The sequence below is a fragment of the Streptomyces sp. CA-135486 genome (assembly GCF_050936555.1).
Lineage (GTDB): Bacteria > Actinomycetota > Actinomycetes > Streptomycetales > Streptomycetaceae > Streptomyces.
In genome coordinates, this window is the sequence record NZ_JBNJMM010000002.1 from 3,245,387 (window position 1) to 3,260,574 (window position 15,188).

General features: G+C 70.8%; 13 protein-coding genes. 6 read left to right on the plus strand and 7 right to left on the minus strand.

Features of this window, described 5'->3' with window-relative positions; genetic code table 11:
* On the plus strand, window positions 1-441 hold the full coding sequence (locus tag ACQEVG_RS34490; RefSeq protein WP_432991247.1) for a nitroreductase family deazaflavin-dependent oxidoreductase: 441 nt from the start codon (window positions 1-3) through the stop codon (window positions 439-441).
* Window positions 442-532: 91 nt separating this feature from the next.
* Here the strand turns inward: ACQEVG_RS34490 and ACQEVG_RS34495 are convergent, their stop codons facing one another.
* Complete coding sequence (locus tag ACQEVG_RS34495; protein WP_432991249.1) at window positions 533-1,150, minus strand: TetR/AcrR family transcriptional regulator; 618 nt, start codon at window positions 1,148-1,150, stop codon at window positions 533-535.
* Window positions 1,151-1,257: 107 nt separating this feature from the next.
* On the opposite strand from ACQEVG_RS34495, the gene ACQEVG_RS34500 reads away from it, so the two are divergent.
* From ACQEVG_RS34500 to ACQEVG_RS34520, 5 genes are read left to right on the plus strand one after another with little or no spacing between them, the layout of a single operon-like run.
* Entirely contained in the window at window positions 1,258-2,463 is a 1,206-nt protein-coding gene (locus ACQEVG_RS34500) for an alpha/beta hydrolase family protein (protein ID WP_432991251.1), read from the plus strand.
* Entirely contained in the window at window positions 2,460-3,812 is a 1,353-nt protein-coding gene (locus ACQEVG_RS34505; RefSeq protein ID WP_432991253.1) for an MFS transporter, read from the plus strand. Before ACQEVG_RS34500 ends, ACQEVG_RS34505 begins: the two co-directional genes overlap by 4 nt.
* A gap of 6 nt (window positions 3,813-3,818) precedes the next feature.
* The gene (locus tag ACQEVG_RS34510) at window positions 3,819-4,991 is read left to right on the plus strand and encodes a thiolase family protein (protein WP_432991255.1); all 1,173 of its coding nucleotides are present in this window, start codon (window positions 3,819-3,821) and stop codon (window positions 4,989-4,991) included.
* On the plus strand, window positions 4,991-6,940 hold the full coding sequence (locus ACQEVG_RS34515; RefSeq protein ID WP_432991257.1) for an AMP-binding protein: 1,950 nt from the start codon (window positions 4,991-4,993) through the stop codon (window positions 6,938-6,940). The genes ACQEVG_RS34510 and ACQEVG_RS34515 overlap by 1 nt, the downstream gene beginning before the upstream one ends.
* A gap of 58 nt (window positions 6,941-6,998) precedes the next feature.
* On the plus strand, window positions 6,999-7,853 hold the full coding sequence (locus ACQEVG_RS34520; RefSeq protein WP_432991259.1) for an MBL fold metallo-hydrolase: 855 nt from the start codon (window positions 6,999-7,001) through the stop codon (window positions 7,851-7,853).
* Here the strand turns inward: ACQEVG_RS34520 and ACQEVG_RS34525 are convergent.
* Genes ACQEVG_RS34525 through ACQEVG_RS34550 form a run of 6 tightly spaced genes read right to left on the minus strand, consistent with a single transcriptional unit; the run spans window position 7,816 to window position 15,172 of the window.
* Window positions 7,816-8,622, minus strand: a complete 807-nt coding sequence (locus ACQEVG_RS34525) for a thioesterase II family protein (RefSeq protein ID WP_432991261.1) — start codon at window positions 8,620-8,622, stop codon at window positions 7,816-7,818. The genes ACQEVG_RS34520 and ACQEVG_RS34525 overlap by 38 nt on opposite strands.
* Entirely contained in the window at window positions 8,619-8,858 is a 240-nt protein-coding gene (locus ACQEVG_RS34530; protein WP_432991263.1) for an acyl carrier protein, read from the minus strand. The genes ACQEVG_RS34525 and ACQEVG_RS34530 overlap by 4 nt, the downstream gene beginning before the upstream one ends.
* A 2-nt stretch (window positions 8,859-8,860) precedes the next feature.
* Complete coding sequence (locus ACQEVG_RS34535; protein WP_432991265.1) at window positions 8,861-10,816, minus strand: HAD-IIIC family phosphatase; 1,956 nt, start codon at window positions 10,814-10,816, stop codon at window positions 8,861-8,863.
* Window positions 10,813-11,835, minus strand: coding sequence for a 3-oxoacyl-ACP synthase III family protein (locus tag ACQEVG_RS34540; protein ID WP_432991267.1), 1,023 nt, complete (start codon window positions 11,833-11,835; stop codon window positions 10,813-10,815). Before ACQEVG_RS34540 ends, ACQEVG_RS34535 begins: the two co-directional genes overlap by 4 nt.
* Window positions 11,832-14,861 carry a type I polyketide synthase gene (locus tag ACQEVG_RS34545; RefSeq protein ID WP_432991269.1) on the minus strand — a complete coding sequence of 1,010 codons (3,030 nt, stop codon included), beginning with the start codon at window positions 14,859-14,861 and terminating at the stop codon, window positions 11,832-11,834. The genes ACQEVG_RS34540 and ACQEVG_RS34545 overlap by 4 nt, the downstream gene beginning before the upstream one ends.
* Window positions 14,858-15,172 (minus strand): acyl carrier protein, encoded by a 315-nt coding sequence (locus tag ACQEVG_RS34550; protein WP_432991271.1) that lies wholly within the window; start codon window positions 15,170-15,172, stop codon window positions 14,858-14,860. The genes ACQEVG_RS34545 and ACQEVG_RS34550 overlap by 4 nt, the downstream gene beginning before the upstream one ends.
* Window positions 15,173-15,188: the final 16 nt, after the last annotated feature.

Below are 15,188 nucleotides of genomic sequence, written 5' to 3' on the forward strand. Positions count from 1 at the left end.
ATGCCTCTTGAGGGTGAGTACGAGCCGAGCCCGGAGAAGTGGGTACGTAACCAGGTCGAGCTGTACGAGAGCTCAGGCGGTACCAAGGGGACGACGTTGCGGGGCATGCCCGTCATCGTTCTGACCACCAAGGGCGCAAAGAGCGGCAAGATCCGCAAGTCGCCGCTGATGCGCGTGGAGCATGACGGCACCTACGCGGTGGTCGCGTCGCTGGGCGGCGCGCCCAAGCATCCCGTCTGGTACCACAACGTGGTGGCCGACCCGCACGTCGAACTGCAGGACGGCCCGGTGCGCCAGGACCTGACGGCCCGTGAGGTGACCGGGGACGAGAAGGCCCTGTGGTGGAAGCGCGCGGTCGAGGCGTACCCCGACTACGCCGCGTACCAGCAGAAGACGGAGCGCGAGATCCCCGTCTTCGTCCTGGAGCCGGCGGCACAGTAGCCCGGAGCCCGGAGCCCGGAGCGCAGATGGGCCTTGGACCGGCGCGCCGGTCCAAGGCCCTTGGCCTGCCCGCCGCGCGGGTCGGCGAGTCTCAGTGGCTGGCCGAGATGGCGGCCACTATGGCGTTGGTGAGCCGACTGACGTACGCGTCGTCGGTCGGCCCGCCGACGGCCAGCATGCGGAAGTACAGAGGGGCGCCGAACAGGTCGATGGCGAGGCTTGTGTCGATGTCGGACGGCAGTTCGCCACGGTCCGCCGCCCGGCGCAGGAGTGTCGACACCGCGGCACGGCGGGGCGAGAGGACCGCCAGATGGAGCGCCTCGTGCAGGGTGCTGTTGCGAGCCGATTCGGCCAGCAGATCAGGGATGATCCTGCCCACGAGCGGATGCCGCAGAGAGTCCATGGTCTCTTTGACGAACCTCTCGACATCGCCGCGGAGTGACCCCGTGTCCGTGGTCGTGGGGATGTGTTCGGCCGCCGCCTCGGACACCAGGCCCACCACCATCGCCTCCTTGGAGGGCCAGCGGCGGTAGAGCGCGGCCTTGCCGACGCCCGCGCGGCGGGTCACGGCCTCCATGGACATCCGGGCGTACCCGGCCTCCGCCAGCTCATCGAACATCGCCTGACGGATCGTCATGGTGACGGACTCCCGCAGGAGGGCGGCGCCGGTGCGGGGGCGACCGAGATCGCTGTCGCTGCTCATGTCCATGATCGGAGATTAACACGGAACGGAACGGTTGCGTTCCGTCATGGCCAGGTGTACGTTCCGGCCAACGAGGCGGAACGGTTCCGTTCCGTTCTGGGGAGAGGGGGTCCGTGGTGAAGTTCCTTTTCGACGACAAGGCGTTCTCCTTTCAGGCGCTGCGGACGGCGGGCCACGCCGCGTACGGGGGCGCCGATCTCGGCGAGGTGCTGGTCACCTGCCAGAACATCGCCGACGGTGACGAGGCGGCGTGGTGTCGTGAGTGGGCGGCCACCGCGGAACGGCTGCACCGGATCGGCGTCGAAGCCCGCAACGCCGGCCACTGGGTGAGTGCGCGCGAAGCCCTGCTGCGTGCCTCGAACTACTACCGGACCGCCGACTTCTTCCGCGTGGCGGACCGGGACAACGATCCCGAGTCGGCTCGCCTCGCCCGGCAGTCACGCAGGTCCTTCGCCCGGGCCGTCGAGCTGTTCGACATCCCGGCGAAGCGCCAGGAGATCCCGTACGAGGGCACCACCCTGCCGGGATATCTGTTCCTCTCCGGGCCGTCGGACGAGCCCCGGCCGACCCTGATCCACCACGGCGGGTACGACTCCACATTGGAGGAGCTCTACTTCATGGTCGGCGCGGGCGCACTGCGCCGGGGGTTCAACGTGCTCGCCTTCGAAGGGCCCGGCCAGCAGTCGGTACGACGCGAACAGGGACTGATCTTCCGGCCCGACTGGGAGAAGGTCCTCACGCCGGTGGTGGACCACGCGCTGACCCTGCCCGAAGTGGATGCCGCGCAGCTGGTGCTCTTCGGCACAAGCCTCGGCGGACTTCTCGCCGCCCGGGCCGCCGCCTTCGAGCAGCGCATCGCAGCCTGCGTTCTGCACAACGGGATCTACGACTTCTACGAACTCCTCCTGAGGGCCTTACCGCCCTTCCTCGCCGAATGGATCGCGGACGGCCGCGACGAGGTGGCCGGGCCCCCTCTCCAGCTCACCATGGCCCAGAGCACTGAGGCCCGGTGGTTCCTGCAGCACGGTATGTGGGTCTTCGGCGCCAAGTCGCCGGCCGAAGCCCTGCGCGCCTGCGCTCCGTACCAACTCGACGGTGTCGCCGAGCGCATCGCCTGCCCGACGCTCGTGCTCGACGCCGAGAACGATCTCGTCTGGCAGGGCGAAGCCGAACGAGTCCACGGCGCACTGCGCTCGCAGAAGGAGCTCATGCTCTTCTCCGCGGCCGAGGGCGCCGGGGAGCACTGCCAGGAAGGCGCGGCCCTGCGCTTCCATCAGCGGGTCTTCGACTGGCTGGACGAGCGGCTGGGCGCAGGATGACACTCGAAGCCGATGCGCCCCCCGACGGCGCGGCCGTCGACACCCGTCGGCGCGCCCGTACCGTCCTGGTCGTCCTGGCACTGTTCATCGTGATCAACGCGGCGGACAAGGCGGTCCTCGGCCTCACCGCGGACCCGGTCAGGGACGATCTGGGCCTCACCGCCAGCGAGTTCGGGGCTGTCGCCAGTAGCTTCTATCTGCTGTTCAGCCTCTCGGCCATCGGGGTCGGCTTTCTCGGCGACCGGATCCGCACCCGGCCGCTGCTTGCCGCGCTCGCACTGGTCTGGGCCGCGGCGCAGCTGCCGATTCTGCTCCCCGCGGCGGGCTTCGGCGCCCTCGTCGCCACTCGTGTGGTGCTCGGCGCGGGCGAGGGACCGGGGTATCCCCTGGCCAACTACACGGCGTTCACCTGGTTTCCGGAGAAGGAGCGTTCGCTGCCCTCGGCCGTGGTGGTCGCCGGGGGCGCGGGCGGCACCGTGGTGGCAGCCCCGCTCGTCATCCTGGTCAGCAACACCCTTGGGTGGCGTGCCGCGTTCGGTCTGCTCGGCGCGCTGGGGATTCTGTGGGTGATCGTCTGGCTGCGGCTCGGCGGAAGCGGGCCCTATGCCGCTCGGCTCGGCGCCGCCCCGGTCGTGGATGCCCCGGTCGTCCCGGTCTCGGATGCCCCGTCCGGGGCATCACGGCGCGCGGCCGCCGGTGAGACGCCTTTCCGGCGGATCGTCACCAGCGGGACCTGGCTCGGGGCCACGTTCTCCGCCTTCACCGTGATGTGGACCCTGGCCCTCGGCTTCGCCTGGCTGCCGCTGTTCCTGGAGGAACAGGCGGGGTTCAGCGATGCGGAGATCAGCGGGATTGTCGGGTTGCCCGCCCTGTCGATGGCTGTCCTCGTCCTCGCGGCCGGGGCCTTCGCCCAGCGGCTGCTGCGCCGAGGCAGCACCGCCCGCGTCGCCCAGGGCCTGGTGGGCGCGGTACTGCCGCTGCTCGCCGGGGCCTGTCTGCTGCTGACCACCCGGGTGGGGCCCGCCGCGCTCCTGCTGCCGCTGCTGGTGGTGGCGTTCTCCGCCGGCAACGGGCAGACACCGCTGACCAACTCGGCCATCGCGGACATCTGTCCGCCCGGACGACGCAGCGCCGCCCTGGGCCTGTCCTACGCACTCGCCGCCCTTTCCAGTCTGCTCGCGCCGTACGTCACCGGCCGGATCATCGACGCGGCGCCGAACGAGGCGCTGGGGTACGGGCGGGCATTCGACGTCGCGGCCCTGCTGCTGATCGCCGGCGGTGTGGTCTCGATGCTGCTCATCCGGCCCGACAGGGATGCCCTCTTGATACGTGCCACAGCGAAGGAGTGAGATCTGATGCTGCCCGACATCGCTGTCGTCCAGGGAGCTCGTACGCCCGTGGGGCGGTACAAGGGCGCGCTGCGTTCCGTCCCCGCCCACCAGCTCGGCGCCCTGGTGATCCAGGAAGCGCTGCTTCGCGCGCGCGTCGACCTGCACGCCGTCGATGAAGTGGTCATGGGCTGTGTGGGGCAAGTGGGGCCGGACGCGTTCAACGCCCGGCGCGCCGCGCTCCTGGCCGGGCTGCCGGTCCAGGTCCGTGCGTACAACGTCAACCGGCTGTGCGGGTCCGGACTTCAGGCCGTCTGGTCGGCCGCGCAGACGCTCGCCCTCGGCGAGGCCGAGACCATGGTGGCCGGGGGCAACGAGTCGATGACCCGTCAGCCGCTGCTCGACTACAGCGAGCGGGCGCCCGATGAACTCCTTGGGGAGCCCCGGATCGACGGCACCCTCTCGCTCGTCACCGACCCGTTCGGGCACGGCCCGATGGGCCTGACCGGGGAATGCGTGGCCGACCGGTTCGCCATCTCCCGGCACCGCCAGGACCGATGGGCCGCCGAGAGTCAGCGCCGGGCAGCCGTGGCTCTCGCGGAGGGGCGCTTCGCCGGCCAGATCGTGCCCATCATCACTCCGGACGGCGCGGTCGAGCAGGACGAACACCCGCGCCCCGGCACGACGGCGGTGACACTCGCGGCGCTCGCCCCCGCGTTCGCCGAGGACGGCACGGTCACCGCGGGGAACTCGGCCGGGATCAACGACGGTGCCGCCGCCGTGGTCCTGATGCGCGGAGCAGATCTCGCCCCCGGCGCAGCCCCCTTGTGCTGGCTGCGCGACACGGTCGTGACGGCCCTGGAACCGGAGATCATGGGATTCGCGCCCGCCGGAGCCATCGGGAAGCTGCTGCAGCGCGCCGGCCTCACCCTCGACGACATCTCGGTGATCGAGCTCAACGAGGCCTTCGCCGCCCAGGTCCTCGCCGTGGTGGACGACCTCAAACTCGATCCCGACCGGGTGAATCCGAACGGCGGGGCGATCGCGCTCGGGCATCCCATCGGCGCCACGGGCACCATCCTGCTGCTCAAGGCCGCGCATGAACTGCGCCGTACCGGCGGGCAGTTCGGCGTGATCGCCCTGTGCATCGGCGGCGGTCAGGGCATTGCCGCACTGATCGAGAACCCGGCAGGTGCCTGATGGGCGAGTATGTCTGGTCCCCGAGCCGTGAGTTGACCGAGCACAGCAATGTCGCCGCGTTCTGCCGCGCCCACGGCATCGACGGCTACCGCGAACTGCACGCCCGTTCCGTCGCCGATCCGGAGTGGTACTGGTCCCAGGCCGCCGGTGACATCGGCATCGTCTGGCACACCCGTCCCCAGCGCACCTGCGACGACCGCGGCGGGATCGCCACCACGCGCTGGTTCCCGGGCGGGCGCACCAATCTCGTCGACTCCTGCCTCGAACGCCATGTGCGGCAAGGGCGTGCCGACGCCGTCGCACTGCGCTGGGAGCGCGAGGACGGGACCGGGGGCCGGCTCGGCTACGGCGAGGTGGCGCAGCTCAGTGCCCGGATCGCCGGCGGACTGCGCGGCCTGGGGGTGGGGAAGGGGGACCGGGTGGCGGGATATCTGCCGCCCGGTCCCGAAGCCTTTGTGCTGCTCTTCGCCTGCGCCCGGATCGGAGCCGTACTGGTGCCGATGTTCTCCGGCTTCGGCTCCGAGGCGCTTGCCGTACGGCTCGCCGACGCCGAGGCGCGGGTGCTCGTCACGGCTGCCACCACGACCCGGCGCGGCGCCCGGCACGACATGGAGGCCCTCGCCCGTACCGCGGCGGAGAAGGTACCGGCCGTATGCCATCTCGTCGTCGTCACAGGAGAGTTGGCCGACGATTCGGCAGAAGGGATGTCTTCGGCCCGTCCGGTGACGACGACGTGGAACCGGCTGGCCGCGGCGGAGCCCGCCGGGATGCTCTCGCTTCCCGGCAGCGCCCCCTTCCTCCTCATGCACACGTCCGGCACCACGGGACGGCCCAAGGGCGCGGTCCACACCCACGGCGGCTTTCCGTTGCAGGTCGGCTCGGAGGTCCGCTTCAACCTCGACGTCCGGCCGGACGATGTGGCCTTCTGGGTCACCGACCCCGGCTGGATCATGTTTCCGCTCGTCGCCATCGGCTGCACCCTTGCGGGCGCGTCCGTTCTGACGTACGAAGGCGCGATCGACCACCCCGACCCCGCCAGGCTGTGGCGGCTGCTCGACGAGCAACGGGTCACGGTCTTCGGCAGTTCGCCCAGTCTGTCGCGGACGATGATGGCGCGCGGCGTGGTCCCGGCCGGCCCCTCCCGACTGAGGATCCTGGGCTCCACGGGGGAACCCTGGACCGAGGACGCGTGGCAGTGGTACTTCGCCGAACTCGGCGGCCGGCGCTGCCCCGTGATCAACATCAGCGGAGGCACGGAGGTCGGCGGCTCACTGCTCGGCTCCTCGCCCACGGTGCCGCAGTCGCCCTGCAGCTTCGCCGGTCCCTGCCTGGGCATCGATGCCGCCGTCGTGGACGCGGACGGAGAGGAGGTCGCCCGGGGAGAACTGGGAGAGCTCGTGGTCCGGCACTCCTGGCCGGGGATGACCCGAGGGCTCTGGCGGGCGCCGGAGCGTTTCGCCCGTACGTACTTCAGCCGCCGGCCCGGCCGGTGGTCCCACGGTGACCTCGCGTCCCGCGTCGGCGACGAGTGGTTCCTGCACGGCCGGTTGGACGACATCATCAAGGTGGCAGGCAAGCGGCTCGGACCCGCCGAGGTCGAAGAGGCCGTACTCGGGGACCCGGCAGTGGCCGAGGCCGCGGCCGTCGGGGTCCCGCACCGCATCAAGGGGGAAGTCGTCTGGTGCTTCGTGGTCCCCTCGCACGGGGCGCTGGACGCGGCTGACGCCGAACGCATCCGCGCGCGCGTGGCCGACGCGCTCGGTCACGCCTTCCGGCCCGACCGCGTGGTCCCTCTGCCCGAACTGCCCAGGACCCGCAGCGGAAAGGTGATGCGGCGGCTCATCCGCGACTGTGTCACCGGCCTCCCGCCCGGAGATCTGTCCACGCTCGTGAATCCCGGGAGCCTCGAAGCGCTCCGTGCTGCCGTCCCCGGCGCGCCGGACCACTGACCTCGCCGTGGACGCGAGGGGCGCACGCATCGACACCAGCCAGCGAAAAGGGAGTTCCATGCCGACGATCGACATTCTCCTGCCCGGCTTCGCCATCGACACCGACCAGGGCTATCCCGCCTTCTGCGGAGTGTTCCTGGTCCGGGGGGCCGACTCCGCGGGACGGGTACGCAACATCCTCGTCGACGCCGCACACGTCGGGCGGAGGCCCCATCTCTGGGACGCGCTCGCCGCCCGGCAGCTCACGGCGGCGGACATCGACACCGTGGTGCTCACCCACGCCCACTGGGACCACGTACAGAACATCGATCTGTTCCCGCACGCGACCCTGCTGATCCACGCCGACGAACGCCGGTACGCGCACACGCCGCACACCAACGACTGGGCAACCCCCGCTTGGACCGGGCTGCTGCTCGAACAGCTCCCCGTCCGCGAGATCGCGGACGGGGAGGAGATCATCCCCGGCGTCACCGCCATCGGTCTGCCGGGGCATTCGCCCGGCAGCATCGGGGTGCTCGTGGACACCGACGCCGGGCGCAGTGCCATCACCGGTGACGCACTGCACTTCGCCTATGTCGCCCAGACCCGCCACAATCCCCTGGTCTTCTGGGACGCCGAGCTGGCAACGCGCAGCATCGAACGTGTCGTCGAGCTGGCCGACGTCATCTACCCCGGCCACGACCGCCCCTTCCGGCTCACGTCCGCAAACGAGATCGACTACCTCGAACCGTTCGCACTGACCGTGACGGGGCTGCGGCCCGACACCGACGGCCTCGCCTTCGCGGACGGTTCGGCCCGCCCGCTGTGGGTCATGCCCGGCATCCAGGACCAGCGCACGATGTACGAGAAGAACGCCGAGGAGATCGCCCGCCGGATCACGCGGGTTCCGCGCGTCGTCCGCCCGGCTCGGTGATCAGTTCCGCCAGGGAGCGGTTGAGTACGTCGAAGAACGGCGCGGGTTGTTCGCGCGGGAAGAAATGGCCGCCCGGCACCGTGGACATCCGAAAGCGCCGGGCGTACCGCTCCCAGGACCGCACGGCCTCCGCGTCCACCAGCGGATCGTCCTGACCCGCGAAGGCATGGATGTCGAGCGGCAGCCGCGCCACCTCGTCGTCCGGATCCGGCAGCCCCGCCCGCCGGTGGCTGGCACAGATGCGCAAGTCGTCCCGGATGATGGGCAGCAGGGCCTGCAGCCAGTCGTCCCGGCCGAGGAACTGAGGGTTCAGCCCTCCGACGTCCACCAGGAAACGGGCGAGGTCCGCGTCCGCGTACCGGTCGGCCGGCGGCAGTGGGGGAGTGAGATGCGGGGCGCCGTAGGCGCCGACGTACAGCGTCCGCGGTGCCCGGCCACCGCCCCGCATCCGGGCCGCCACCAGGGCGAAGGCCACGAGGGCGCCCATGCTGTGGCCGTAGACGGCGTACGGCCGGTCCAGCCACGGGGCGAGTTCGCCCTCAAGAGACTCGGCCAGCCGCCCGGCATCGCGGAAACGGCGTTCCCGGAAGCGGGACTCGCGACCGGGCAACTGCACTGGCACGACGTCCACTTCGGGTGGCACCCGGTCGCGCCACGGGGCGAAGAAAGAGGCGCCGCCGCCCGCGTGGTGGAAGCAGAACAGCCGCAGTGGGATGCCCTCGCGGGGTGCCCGGACGAGGCAGGCCGGCGTCGCGGTGACCGTTGTCATGCGCGGGCCACCACGTCGTACATCTGGCGGAAGGTGGCGGCCTCCAGCAGTTCGGCCACCGGGATGCGCCGGCCGGTGACGCTCTCCAGGACGGTGACCAGGCGCAGCAGATGCACCGAGTCCCACTCGTGTACGTCGTCCAACGGACGGTCGAGGTCCTCGGGCGTGACGTGGAAGCCGAGTTCCTCCCCCAGGAGCGTGCAGAACTGCGAGGGGTCGGCGATTGCGGTGCTCATGTTCACTCTCCTACGAGGGCGGTGTGCAGTCGCAGATGGGCGGGGGCGGGGGCGAGGTCGCGCAGGTCGTGCCGGAAGAACGCGCCCTCGGGTTGGTAGGGGTCAGGACCGGCGGGGACGAAGCCGTGATCGGTGTAGAAGGAGGCGAAGGCGGCGTTCCTGGGCGTGGGCAGATAGCGGGCGGTCGCGCTGCGGGCGCCGGTGTCGCGGGCGTGTTCGAGCACCGCGCTCAGGCACGCGCTCTCGATGCCCCGTGAGAACACCCGGCAGCTCAGCACATAGTTGTGGATGCGCAGTTCCTCGCCCTCGCGGCGCAGAAACACCGCGCCGACCAGGCCGTGGTCGCCGAACCGGTCGCCGGCGCAGACCACGAGCACGTCGGCGCCGGGCTGTTCGGCCCACTCGAGCACCTGCGGCACCGGCAGGCGCTCGGTGGCGAGATGGAACTGGTTGGTGCGCAGGGTGAGTTGGGAGACGCGCGGAACCTCCGCCGGGGAAAGCGGCCGTACGGTGACCTCGATCCCGAGGCCGTCCAGATAGTCCTGGTAGGAGCCGACGTCCTCGCGGAACTCCTGCCGCCGGGTTTCCGTACGGTAGCGGCCCGCCCGCTCGCGGTCCTCCTCGGTGAGCCGGTGCAGATTGAACCAGCCGTCGGCGAGCAGCGCGGTCGGGTGCAGGGCGGGCTCCTCGTCGACGTGGATCACCGCGACCTCGGGCAGCTGCTCCCTGACCAGGCCGCATTCGAAGAGGCTGTCGTCGACGAAGACGAAACTGTCCAGGCCGAGGCCCAGCCGCTCGGCGATGTCGCGCAGATTGTCGTGCTTGGCCGACCAGTTGGCGTTGACGCAGACGAAGTCGTCCTCGCGCAGCCGCATCGCGGGATGGTCGCGCAGCGCCTCGCGCACCGCGCCCGCGTCGTTCTTGCTGCTGACGGCGAGCAGCACGCCCTGCGAGCCGAGCTGGGCGAGCACCCGCTGGAACTCCAGGAACGCCTCCCCGCGGAACCCGGAGCCGAGCTCGATGCCGTCCGGGCCCTCCTCGCCGAGGATTCCGCCCCACAGCGTGCCGTCCAGATCCAGTACCAGGCATTTACGGGTTCTGCCCAGGCGGCCCAGGACGAGATGGCCGGCCTCGCGTGCGTAGTCGGCGAGCAGCCCCTCGGACAGCCTGGCCCTGGCGTACAGGCCGGTGCGCGGCTCGTACGCTGGTGTGCCGAGGCTCACCAGCGGGTCGAGGTCGATGACGACCAGCCCGGGATGCTCGTGGGCGAGAGCGAGCAACCCGCTGTTGAACTCGCGCCACACGGCACCGAGCCGGGCCCGCGAGCGCAGGTCGACCAGCTGGTGCGCATGGCGGTGCAGCAGCGGCACGGTGTTGAGTACCAAGGGCCCCCGACCGCTGTCCTGGTGGGTGCGCACGGCATCCACGAGGAGCGCGAGTTTGCGCCGGGCCGCGGCCTCGACGTCCTCGACCGTCCAGGGGACGGCCACCTCCTCGAAGACCGTGTGCGGGTCGAGGATGCAGAGCGTGAGCGCGGGCTGCGCGGCACCGTCGCCGGGCGCCGCGGGACTCAGCAGGTCGTGCAGATACGAGCCGTAGGGCGACACCACCGGGTCCAGCACCAGTCCGTGCCGGGCGAGTTCGGCGGTGAGCGGGGCGGTGAGCGGGGCGACGGTGGACTGGCCGGTGACGGCGACGGTGACAACCGGCAGATCGGGGTGGTGCCGGTGGATCGCCTCCCGGTCGAGGCGGGCCAGCAGCTGGCCCGCCGCCGGCAGATCGCCCTGCGGCATACGGGCGAGCAGGGTGCGGACGGATCCGTACTCCGCCTCCAGTCGGCCGTCGGCGTACAGGCCGCGCAATGTGCGCAGCGCCGAGGGATCCTGCCATGCACCGCTGTCGCCCGTGCCGGCGACAACGGTGGTGGCGACGACAGCGGTGTGTTCCGTCGTGGTCATGTGCGCTCCAAGGCGATGCCGGACTTGATCCACTTGCTCGATTCGACGGCGATCGTGACGGCGCGTCCGGGCCCCTGCCACTGCTCGGTGAGCTCGGCGAGCTGGAGGAACGGGAGGGCGTTGCCGTTGTTGCCGACGGTGCGTACGACATTGATGCGCCGGGCGCCGGGGGCCGGCATCCCCTCGGAGATCCGGTCGCTCATCCGGCCGGAGAGCTGGGGCGGGAGCAGGTAGTTCACCTGGTCGGCCGTCCAGCCCAGGTCGGCGAGGAGTTCCCAGAACATCTGCGAGGCCAGGGCCGGCACCGCCGCTTCGATGGCCTTGTAGTCCTCGGAGACCACCGTCCGGTCCGTGTGCCGGTCGGCGAGGCCGAACCAGTCGATGACCTGTCCCGGCTTCTTGCCGAGGCCCACCAACCGGTTGAGCACCTGACGGATCTCGATGCGCTGCCCGAAGGACTCGGTGCTGAGCACGGCGGCACCTGCTCCGTCGCCGAAGAGCACATAGTTGACGAGTTCGGCGGAGGTGCGGGAGCCGGGGTCGAAGTCCGTCTCCAGATGTTTGGCACACACATCGCCGCCGATCACCAGCACGGTCGTACAGCGTCCGGCGAGCAGCAGGGTGCGGGCCACATCGAGTGCCTGAACGGCCCCGGCGCAGCCGGACTGGAGCTGGTAGGTGGGGACGTTGTCGATGCCCAGCCGGTCCGCGACGAGGTTCACGGTGGCGGGCATCAGCTGGTCCGGAGTGGCGGTGCCCATCACGATGCAGTCGATGTCGCCGGGGTCCAGGCCCGCCTGGGCAAGGGCCCGGTCCGCGGCGGTCGTGGCGATGTCGGTGAGGCTGTGCCGCACGTGACCGGTCGCGAGATCGACGGCGAAGTACCTGCTGGTGTTGCCGATGAGCATCTCGGCCCACTGCTCGTCGATGCCGACGAGCTTGGCCAGTGTCGCGTTGTCGACGGGTTCTCCCGGCAGACAGGTGCCGACCGAAGCCAGATGCGCTGTGGGTACGGTCATGAGCGCGTTCCTTCCGGTGCGGACGGTGTCTGGAGACGGTCGCGCAGATAGCCGGTGAGGTCGCCCACCGTTTCCAGGCTCGCGAGCAGCTCCTCGATCGGGAGAGTGCCGACCTGCGGGAGTTCGTTCTCGATACGGGTCTTGAGCTCCATCACCTGGATCGAGTCGAAGCCGAGGTCCTCGTGCAGGCGTGAACGGCTGTGTACCTGAGACGGTTCGTGCCCGCCGACCCGGCATACCAGACGGTGCGTCACCTCAGCCACGAGGTGCGGGGGGTCACCGGGGAGGGTCGGCGGGCACGATTCTCCGCGATCCGCCGTGGGCGGTACCGCGGCTGCCGCGTCCATTGAGAGGGGTGTGGACACGGTCAGTTCGGGGGCGTCGGCAGTGCGCCAGGCGCGAAAGGTGTTGTCGAAGACGTACGGCGGCAGACGGCGCGGCACCCGGGCCGAATCCTGGTACAGCGCGTCCCAGTCGGGGGTGAGTCCGGCGCACCACAGCTCCCCGAAGAGCTGGTGCATCCGGTGCTGTGGCGCGCGGTGTCCGGGGTGGGCGGCGTGGCAGCTCACCGGGTGGCCGGTGGCCGGCTTCAGCCGGGCGAGCAGCGGGGTGAGTGCGGCGCGCGGGCCGATTTCCACGATGTGGGTGGCTCCGGCGGCGAACAACCCGGCCGCCGCGTCGGCGAACCGTACCGGCGCGGTGATCTGCTGCGCCCAGTAGTCCGCGTCCATGACCTCGTCGTCGGCCAGCCGGCGGCCGTGCAGGGTCGAGAAGAAAGGCACGGTGGGCCGGTGCACCGGCACGTCGGCCTCGCGGCGGAAGTCCTCCACGACCGGCTGCATCAGCGGCGAGTGGAAGGCGTGCGAGACCGTCAGCGGGCGCGAGGCAATGCTCTGTTCGTCCAAAGTGGCGCGCAGCGCCTCGAGTTCGGTGAGATCGCCGGCAACGACTGTGCTGTCGGGCCCGTTGACCGCGGCAACGCACAGCTGTGCACGCTCAGCCAGCAGTGCCTGCACTCCGTCCGGGCCGAGAGGTACGGCGAGCATGCCGCCGCCGTCGGGGAGTGCCTCCATCAGGGCACCCCGGCGCGCGACCAGCCTGGCGGCGTCGGCGGCGTCGAGCGCACCGGCCGTGCAGGCGGCGGCGAACTCGCCGATGCTGTGGCCGATGACGAACGAGGGCCTGATCCCGGCCTCGACGAGGGTGCCCGCCATCGCGTACTCCACGGCGAACAGGGCCGGCTGCGCCAGGCCGGTACGGTCGATGCCCGGGTCGCCGTCCAGCACCGCGTCGCGCACCGAGAGCCCGAGGTGGGCGGCGAGCATCTTGTCGATCTCGTCGAACAGCCGCGCGTAGACGGGGGACGAGGCGTACCAGGAAGCGGCCATACGGGGGTGCTGTGCGCCCTGGCCGGTGAAGGCGAACGCCACCGCGGGTGCGGCCCTCCGGGCGTTGCCGGCCGGTCCGCCGTCATGGGGGCGCTCCGCCTCCTCGCGAAGCCCGGCCACCAGCTCGGGCAGACTCGCGGCGGCGACGGCCACGCGGTGCGGCAGCCGGGACTTGACCCGGTTGCTGGTCCAGCACAGCTGCGTCAGCCGGTCCTCGGGCACCCGGGCCAGGGCTTCGGCCTGGGCCAGCAGATTGGGGCGCAGTTGTCGCACGGAGCGGGCGGACACGGTGAACACCCCCGGTGCCCTGCCACCTGATGGGTGCGCCGAGCGAGGCGCGGAGGACAGGACCGCGTGCGCGTTGGTGCCGCCCATACCGAAGCTGCTGACGGCGGCGTGCACAGTGCCGGACGGAAGCCGCAGCGGGGACTTGAGCAGCGACAGCCGTCGCTCGGACAGCTGGAGCTTGGGGTTTTCGTTCTCGGCGAATCGGCTGGGCGGCACCGTCCGGTGCTGCAGGGCGAGCACCGACTTGACGAACCCGGCGATCCCGGCCGCTCCCTCCGCGTGGCCGAAGTTGCTCTTGACCGAGCCCAGGGCGATGCTCCCGCCGCTGCGGCCGGTGGTCAGGTGACCGAGCGCCTGCGCCTCCATCATGTCGCCGAGGAGGGTGCCGGTGCCGTGCGCCTCGATGAACTGGATGTCGTCCGCGGTGACCTCGGCCGACTGCCAGACCCTCTCGATGAGTTGCTGCTGGGCCCACCGGTTGGGGGCGGTGATCCCATTGCTGCGTCCGTCCTGGTTGACCCCGCTGCCGCGCAATACGGCGTACACGGGTTGGCGGTCGGCCAGGGCGTCACTGAGGCGGCGCAGTACGAGGACCGCGACGCCCTCGGCCCGTCCGATGCCGTCGGCCGAGGCGCTGAAGGGCTTGCACCGTCCGTCGGGCGCCGAGAGGCCCGCCTGGGAGTAGAAGATGTTGATGACGGGCGTCATGATCAGGTTGGTGCCCGCCGCGAGCGCGTAGTCGCAGTCGCCCGTGCGCAGTGCGCCGGCCGCGAGATGGACGGCGACCAGTGAGGACGAGCAGGCCGTGTCCACCGCCAGGCTGGGGCCTTTGAGGTCGAGGTGGTACGAGACCCGGTTGGCGCCCATGAAGTAGCCGTTGCCGGAGCCGTAGCGGGCGGTGATCCTGTCGTAGTCCGACAGCTGCAGATACGCCCACTCGTTGGCCATGACTCCGACGAACACTCCGGTGTTGCTGCCGGCCAGATCCTCGGGCGGGACCGTCGCGTCCTCGATGGCGCGCCAGGAGCACTGCAGCAGCAGCCGCTGCTGCGGGTCCATGGCGGCCGCCTCCCGCGGAGCGATGCCGAAGAACTGGGGGTCGAAGGAGTCCGGATCGTCGAGGAAGCCGCCGCGCACGGTGTTGCTGCGGCCGGGCGGCCGCGCCTCGGACGTACCGACGGGACCGGTCGGGGGCGCCGAATAGTAACGGTCCGCGTCCCAGCGCTGTTCCGGGATACGAAGGGTGCCGTCCCGGCCTTCCATGAGGAGTTCCCAGAACTCCTTGGCGTCGCGGGCACCGGGGAAGCGGCAGTCGAGGCCGACGACCGCGACCGGTTCGCGCTCGGTCATGACGCCGCTCCGGCTTCGCCGCCGAGGCGTTCGGCGAGGTGCGTACTGATCGCACGGACCGTGGGGAAGTCATAGGCGATCGTCGCGGAGACCGACAGCTGGTGGCGTGCCTCTATCTCGCCGCAGATACCGATGGCCGCGACCGAGTCGATGCCGTAGTCCGCGAGCGGCGTGTCCGGGTCGATCTCTTCGGCGGGCCGGTGCAGATGGAAGGCCACGCGATCGGTGAGCCACTGCTCGAGCTCCGATGCGGTCAGGTCCGGCAGCACGAGGTCCAGATTCTCGGTACGGGTTTCGGGGGCGATGGGCATGGCGTACCTCTCCCTT